4 protein-coding genes and 1 pseudogene are annotated in these 7235 nt (G+C 60.2%); all 5 read left to right on the top strand.

Translation table 11 applies throughout. The features are described 5' to 3' along the window. A partial coding sequence (locus tag BM116_RS18295; protein WP_090475321.1) for an IS30 family transposase occupies nucleotides 1-737 on the top strand: 737 nt, incomplete at its 5' end. 138 nt (nucleotides 738-875) lie between these two features. After that, entirely contained in the window at nucleotides 876-2111 is a 1236-nt protein-coding gene (locus BM116_RS18300) for a TolC family protein (RefSeq protein ID WP_083729362.1), read from the top strand. A 41-nt stretch (nucleotides 2112-2152) separates the two neighbouring features. Then, a complete protein-coding gene (locus BM116_RS18305; RefSeq protein ID WP_083729360.1) occupies nucleotides 2153-3460 on the top strand; it encodes an efflux RND transporter periplasmic adaptor subunit in 1308 nt (435 codons plus the stop codon). A gap of 19 nt (nucleotides 3461-3479) precedes the next feature. Continuing rightward, nucleotides 3480-6644, top strand: a complete 3165-nt coding sequence (locus BM116_RS18310) for a CusA/CzcA family heavy metal efflux RND transporter (protein WP_083729358.1) — start codon at nucleotides 3480-3482, stop codon at nucleotides 6642-6644. Nucleotides 6645-6901: 257 nt separating this feature from the next. Continuing rightward, nucleotides 6902-7235, top strand: a pseudogene (locus BM116_RS18315) (transposase); the annotation flags it as partial.

Raw genomic sequence — 7235 nt, forward strand, 5'->3', positions numbered from 1 at the left:
CCGAGCAAATTGCCGGCAAGCTCCGTGCGATGGAATTCCCTAACTTCGAAGACGCCTACGTCTGCCGCGAGACGATCTACAACGCGATTTATGCCCTGCCGGTTGGCGAGCTGCGCAAGGAACTGATCATCTGCTTGCGGCAAGGCAAGACCTCTCGCCGGCCGCGTTCTGGCGGGGTAGACCGCCGTGGCCAGATCCCCGACATGGTCAGTATCCACGTGCGCCCGCCGGAGATCGAGGATCGTGTAATGCCTGGTCATTGGGAGGGCGACCTGATCAAAGGCAAGGCCAACGCTTCGGCCGTCGGCACCCTGGTCGAGCGCTCCAGCGGCTACCTGATGCTGGTCAAGATGCTTGACGCGACGGCGACCTCGGCCGTGGAGGGCTTCAGTGCCGCGTTAAACCGGATGCCTCTGGCGGCCCGCAAGAGCATGACCTACGACCAAGGACGAGAGATGGCGCGCCATACGGAGATCACCCAGAAGACCGGCGTAGCGATCTACTTCTGTGACCCGCACAGCCCCTGGCAGCGCGGCAGCAACGAGAACATCAACGGACTGATCCGCCAGTACCTTCCCAAAGGCACGAATCTGTCGGTATACAGCCAGGAGCAGTTGGATGCTATTGCCTACGAACTGAACATTCGGCCACGTAAGCGCTTCGGCTTCAGGTGCCCCATCGAGGTCATGACCGAGCTGATGGCTACGTATCATGAGGCTCCTGCCTCAATCCAGTAACCGTGTTGCACTCAGTTCCTGCAACCGCCCGCCCTTATATAAAGTCACCGCCGTTTACCCATCAGCTATCTGGCCGGTTTAGCGCGGCTGGAGAAACGCGATCGACAATAAAGGGGGCACTGCCCGGCAGTGTTGCGTATGTACCAAAAGAAACGCTTGTATCTGCTTGCCAGCGGCCTGCTTGGGCTGGCACTGATGTCGCTTGAGGTGGGCGCGCAAGAAGGTCTGACACTGGAGCGAGCCGTGTCCCTTGCGTATGAACGCAACCCAGAATTCTCCGCCGCGCGGGCAGAGATAGGTATCGCGAGCGGGCTGCGCCGCCAGGCTGGGGCCATTCCAAATCCGGAATTAGGATTCGAGGTGGAAGACACTCAGTCCGATCGCCAGACTCGCTCAATCACAATCACTCAGCCGATCGAGTTAGGCGGCAAGCGCGGCGCTCGAATCGGTGTGGCGGACGCCAATCGCTCGATGGTGGATGCCGACCTTGACTTTCGACGCCAGGGGTTGCGTGCAGATGTGATCCAGGCTTACTTCGCCGCCTTGCGTGCCCAGGAGGGCATGCAACTGGCCGAGGCCTCTCTGTCATTGGCCGAGCGGGCTGCTAAGGTCGCCGACGCACAGGTCGATGCCGGAAAAGTTTCGCCAGTGGAGGCGACGCGCGCCGATATGCAACTGGCGACCGTACAACTGGACCTGCGGCGAGCACGCCAGGAATGGGACAACGCTCGACAGATGCTAGCGCGCCTACTCGGGACCGACGCACCGGAGTTTGGCAGTTTGCTGGGCAGTTTCGAACACCTGCCAGATGTGCCTAGCGAATCTGCATTATTGGCGCGCGTGCGTGAGAGTGCCGATATGCGTAGGGCTCTGCGCCAAGTGGCCTTGAGTGAAGCCGAGCTGGGGCTTCAGCGAAGCCAGCGCTACCCGGACATAAGCGTCAGTATCGGTAGCCAGTACGACGAAATCGAGCGTGAGCGCGTCAACCTCGTCGGCCTCTCTGTTCCGCTGCCTTTATTCGATCGTAACCAAGGCAATGTTCTGGCGGCCGCACGGCGGGCGGAGCAGGCGCGTGATCTTCGTAATGCGGCAGAGCTGCGCGTTCGTGCGGAGATCCAGCAGGCCCTTCGCGACTGGCGTACCGCACGTGCAGACGTCGAGGAAATACGCAACCGGATACTGCCGGCAGGACAGCGAACCGTGGAAGCGGCCACACGTGGTTTCAGTCTTGGCCGCTTCGCGTTCCTCGACGTGCTCGACGCACAGCGTGCGCTGATAGATGCACGCACGCGCTATCTGCAGTCATTGCAAGCCGTGGTCGACGCCTGGGCGCGTATCGAGCGGCTGTACGGACCTACCACTACCTTCGAATGACCGAAACGCCGCCATTACGTATTGGCGGTGGGGGAGCTTGCATGAAAAAACAGACGGGAATCGCTCTGGCGGTCGCTTTGGTACTGCTGACCGGCGTTGGCGTAAAACAGGGCTTCGTTCTTGAGGCGCAGGCCAGCGATAACAAGGCTGAGCACGCCGAGGATGGCCACGCGCATGAGGATGGAGAAAGCGGTCACGAGGAATCTGAGAACGACCATGGGGACGAAGACGGTCATGACGCTGAAGGCGATGGCCACGGCCATGGTGACGAAAGCGGTCATGGCGGTGAGGAGGACGAGCACGGCAACGAAACGCATGCCGAAGGTGAGATTGAGCTTTCCGAAGAGCAGATACGTGCCGCAGGCATTCAGCTAAGCAAGGCCGGACCGGCTGAAATCGGCTCGTCTGTATCTTTGCCGGGCGAGCTGCGTTTCGACGAAGACCGTACCGCACATGTCGTGCCCCGTGTGGCCGGCGTTGTCGAATCGGTTTCGGTCAACCTGGGTGACCAAGTGAAGAAGGGCCAGTTGCTGGCGGTTATCGCCAGCGAGCAGCTGTCCGAGCAGCGTAGTGAGCTGGCTGCCGCCGAGCAGCGCCTCCGGCTGGCTCGCACCTTGTTCGAGCGTGAGCGCACCCTATGGCAGGAGCGTATCTCTGCAGAACAGGACTATTTGCAGGCCCAGCAGAGCCTGCGCGTAGCAGAAATCGACTTGCGTAATGCCCAAGAAAAAACACGGGCGCTGGGCGGCGGAAGTGGCGCAGGCGTAGGCAACCGCTACGAGCTGCGCGCACCTTTCGATGCAGTGGTCGTCGAGAAGCATATTGTGCTGGGCGAGCGTGTGGATGAAACGACCAGCGTCTTCACTCTGACTGATTTGTCGCGGGTTTGGGCCACGTTCAGCGTACCTGCCCGTGATTTGATGCGCGTAACCGTCGGCCGAGAAGTCGAAGTTGTTGCCGGCGAGCTAGGCGTGCGAACAATGGGGAAGGTCGCCCATGTGGGCAGCCTGCTGGGCGAGCAGACGCGTGCCGCGACAGCCCGCGTGACCCTGGCCAACCCCGATGGGGCTTGGCGTCCCGGTCTTTTCGTGACGGTCCGAGTTAGCGCCGATGGACGCAGTGCACCGGTCACGGTTCCAGTCGAGGCGGTCCAGACCGTCGAAAACGCGCCGACGGTTTTCGTTCGCACGCCGCACGGCTTCCAGGCGCACCCGGTTTCGCTGGGCCAGCGCGACGAAAATCGCGTGGAAATTCGTGACGGATTGCAGGCCGGCCAACAGATCGCGACCGCTGGCAGCTTCATCCTGAAATCCGAACTCGGCAAAGGCTCCGCCGAGCACGTTCACTGATCCTCCGGATACCTAACTCATGTTCGAACGTATTCTTCGCTTCGCCATCGAGCAGCGCTGGCTAGTGCTGCTGGCGGTCTTGGGCATGGCGGGCGTCGGGGTTTATAGCTATCAGCGCTTACCTATCGACGCTGTGCCCGACATCACCAATGTACAGGTTCAAATTAACGCCGCAGTCCCAGGCGCGTCGCCGCTTGAAACCGAGCAACGCGTTACCTTCCCCATCGAGACGGCGATGGCCGGCTTGCCCCACCTGCGCCAGACACGTTCATTATCGCGCTCCGGGTTCGCTCAGATCACCGTAATCTTTGATGATGGCACCGATCTCTATTTCGCCCGGCAATTGGTGAGTGAACGGCTGCAGGCCGCGAGCAACGAGCTTCCGCAGGGCGTGGAGGTCACTCTCGGTCCCATCTCCACCGGCCTGGGGGAAATCTTCCTCTGGACGGTCGAGGCCGAGCCCGAGGCGCGCCGTCCTGATGGTCAGCCCTACACGCCGACCGACCTGCGTGAAATCCAGGACTGGATCATCAAGCCGCAGCTGCGAAACGTTCGAGGCGTTGCCGAGATCAACACGATCGGTGGCTTCGCCAAAGAGTATCAGGTAGCGCCCGATCCGAAGCGCATGGCCGCTTACCGAATCACTCTGGAACAGCTCGTCGTTGCGCTTGAGCGCAACAATGCCAACGTCGGCGCCGGCTTCATTGAGCGTAACGGCGAACAGTTGTCGATCCGCACACCTGGCCAGCTCGGCTCCCCCGCGGACATTGGCAATATCGTCCTGAGCAACGCAGGCGGCGCGCCCGTGCGGGTTCGCGATATTGCCGAAGTGGGGATCGGTCGTGAGCTGCGTTCAGGGGCAGCCACCGACAATGGACGCGAGGTGGTCCTTGGGACCGCGTTCATGCTGGTAGGAGAAAATAGCCGTAGCGTGTCGCAGGCCGTCGCGCAGCGCTTGGAGATTATCAACCAGAACCTGCCAAAAGGCGTAAGCGCGATAACGGTCTATGACCGGACCGACCTCGTAGACAAGGCAATCGCCACGGTTCGCAAGAACCTGATCGAAGGCGCGATCCTGGTTATCGCCGTGCTGTTTCTCTTCCTCGGCAACCTGCGTGCAGCCCTGATCACAGCAATGGTCATCCCGTTGTCCATGCTGTTCACCTTCACCGGCATGGCCACCAACAAAGTCAGTGCCAACCTCATGAGCCTAGGGGCTCTCGACTTCGGCATCATCGTCGACGGTGCGGTGGTCATCGTCGAAAACGCCATCCGCCGGCTTGCCCACGCGCAGGAAAAACATGGCAGGATTCTGACCCGTAGCGAGCGTTTCCACGAAGTATTCGCGGCGGCCAAGGAGGCACGGCGTCCGCTCATCTACGGCCAGCTGATCATCATGGTGGTCTACCTGCCCATCTTTGCGCTCACTGGTGTCGAGGGGAAGATGTTCCACCCCATGGCATTCACCGTGGTAATCGCACTGTTGGGTGCCATGATTCTATCGGTCACCTTCGTGCCCGCTGCTGTTGCGCTTTTTGTCACCGGTAAGGTGCAAGAGAAGGACAACCGCCTGATGCGCGCGGCGCGCAATGGCTATGCGCCCGTGCTCGACTGGGTCATGCGTCATCGCACATTGGTATTCAGTGGCGCCGTCGCTAGCGTGCTGCTGTCTGCCCTGCTGGTGATGCGAATGGGTAGCGAGTTCATTCCGAGCCTTAGCGAGGGTGATTTTGCGCTTCAAGCTCTGCGCGTTCCAGGGACCAGCCTCTCCCAATCCGTGGATATGCAGCAGCGGCTGGAAAAGGCAATTGCCGAGCAGGTCCCGGAGGTCAAGCGTACATTTGCCCGAACCGGCACCGCCGAGATCGCGGCTGACCCGATGCCGCCGAATATTTCGGACAGCTATGTGATGCTCAAGCCCAAGGAAGAATGGCCAGATCCGGACAAATCCCGCGAGCAGCTCATTGAGGACATCCAAAAGGCGGCCGCATCTGTGCCGGGCAGCAACTATGAGATGTCTCAGCCGATCCAGTTACGCTTTAACGAGCTAATTTCCGGAGTTCGCAGCGATGTGGCCGTTAAGGTGTTCGGGGACGATATGGATGTTCTCAACAAAACAGCTGATGACATCGCGGCGATATTGCAAGACGTACCAGGCGCTTCCGAAGTTAAAGTGGAGCAGACGACGGGCCTCCCATTGCTGAGCGTCAATGTGGATCGTGACAAGGCGGCACGCTTCGGGCTCAACATCGGCGATGTGCAGGATACCGTCGCCGCCGCGATTGGCGGACGGGAAGCCGGAACCTTTTTTGAGGGTGACCGTCGTTTCGACATCGTTGTTCGTCTTTCCGATACGCTGCGTGCCGATCCGGATGTGCTGGCTCGCCTGCCGATTCCGGTGCCAGCGGTAGCGGGTGCTGCCAACGACCGAATCGACTTTATCCCGCTGGCTGAGGTTGCCACGCTGGAATTCGTGCTGGGCCCGAATCAGATCAGCCGTGAGGATGGCAAGCGTCTGGTGGTGGTAAGCGCCAACGTTCGAGGGCGTGACATTGGCAGTTTCGTCCAAGATGCGTCTGCAGCAATCGCTGAACGAAACCCGGTACCGCCCGGTTACTGGACGACGTGGGGTGGGCAGTTCGAGCAGCTGCAGGCTGCCGCCAAGCGCCTGCAGCTGGTCGTCCCAGTCGCCTTACTGCTGGTCTTCGTGCTGCTGTTCATGATGTTCAACACACTGCGCGATGGGCTGGTCGTCTTCACTGGCATTCCGTTCGCGCTTACTGGGGGAATTCTTGCACTCTGGCTCCGGGACATTCCCCTCTCAATTTCCGCTGGCGTCGGGTTCATCGCGTTGTCGGGTGTGGCAGTACTCAACGGACTGGTGATGATTGCTTTCATTAAAGGATTGCTAGAGGAAGGCCGGCCTTTATCCGAGGCTGTGCGTGAGGGCGCACTGGTTCGATTGCGCCCAGTCCTGATGACAGCGCTGGTGGCGTCGCTCGGCTTCGTCCCAATGGCGTTGGCCACAGGGACCGGCGCGGAAGTCCAACGGCCTCTGGCGACCGTGGTCATTGGCGGCATCCTGTCCTCGACAGCACTGACGCTGCTGGTATTGCCTGCGCTCTATTACACGGCTCTGCAGCGCCGCATGAAACGCAACGAAGAGGATGAGGACGCGAGCTGATATTGGTTTTCTCCCAACGTAGGCCAGGCTTGATGCCTGGCCTTTTTATGAATATCCAATCGAAGCTTCGAAGGGTTCACTGAAAGGATTTGTGGCCCCAATGCGCTGGTAACGACTGACGGGTACGTTATCGAGAATCGGGTAGGAGGCGGGGTCGCCCCCGCCGTCCTCCCACACCACCGTACATACGGTTTGTAGTGGTCTACTAATCCCGGACACCAAGTTAGGCGGTAGAATCGCCATCAGCGAGGTGTTCAATGAGCAAACAACGTCGATCCTTTTCGGTCGAGTTCAAACATGATGCAGCGGCCTTGGTCGTCGACCAAGGCTATAGCGTGGCAGAAGCCTGCAAGTCGATGGGTGTCGGAGAAACCGCTCTCCGGCGCTGGGTCGATCAACTGCGCGAAGAGCGTGGTGGAGTGACGCCGAACAGCAAGGCGCTCACGGCTGAACAGCAGGAAATCCAAGCCCTGAAAGCCCGTATCAATCGCCTGGAGCTGGAGAAGAAGATTTTAAAGGAGGCCACTGCGCTCTTGATGGCCGAGGAGCACGGGCGCAGACGTTGAGGTCGATTCGGCAACTGGCCAAGCG

The organism is Halopseudomonas pachastrellae (genome assembly GCF_900114765.1).
GTDB lineage: Bacteria > Pseudomonadota > Gammaproteobacteria > Pseudomonadales > Pseudomonadaceae > Halopseudomonas > Halopseudomonas pachastrellae.

Excerpts from the sequence above, each read along its gene's own strand:
- BM116_RS18300 (WP_083729362.1), top strand. The coding sequence starts at position 876 with ATGTACCAAAAGAAACGCTTGTATCTGCTTGCCAGCGGCCTGCTTGGG.
- BM116_RS18305 (WP_083729360.1), top strand. The coding sequence starts at position 2,153 with ATGAAAAAACAGACGGGAATCGCTCTGGCGGTCGCTTTGGTACTGCTG.
- BM116_RS18310 (WP_083729358.1), top strand. The coding sequence starts at position 3,480 with ATGTTCGAACGTATTCTTCGCTTCGCCATCGAGCAGCGCTGGCTAGTG.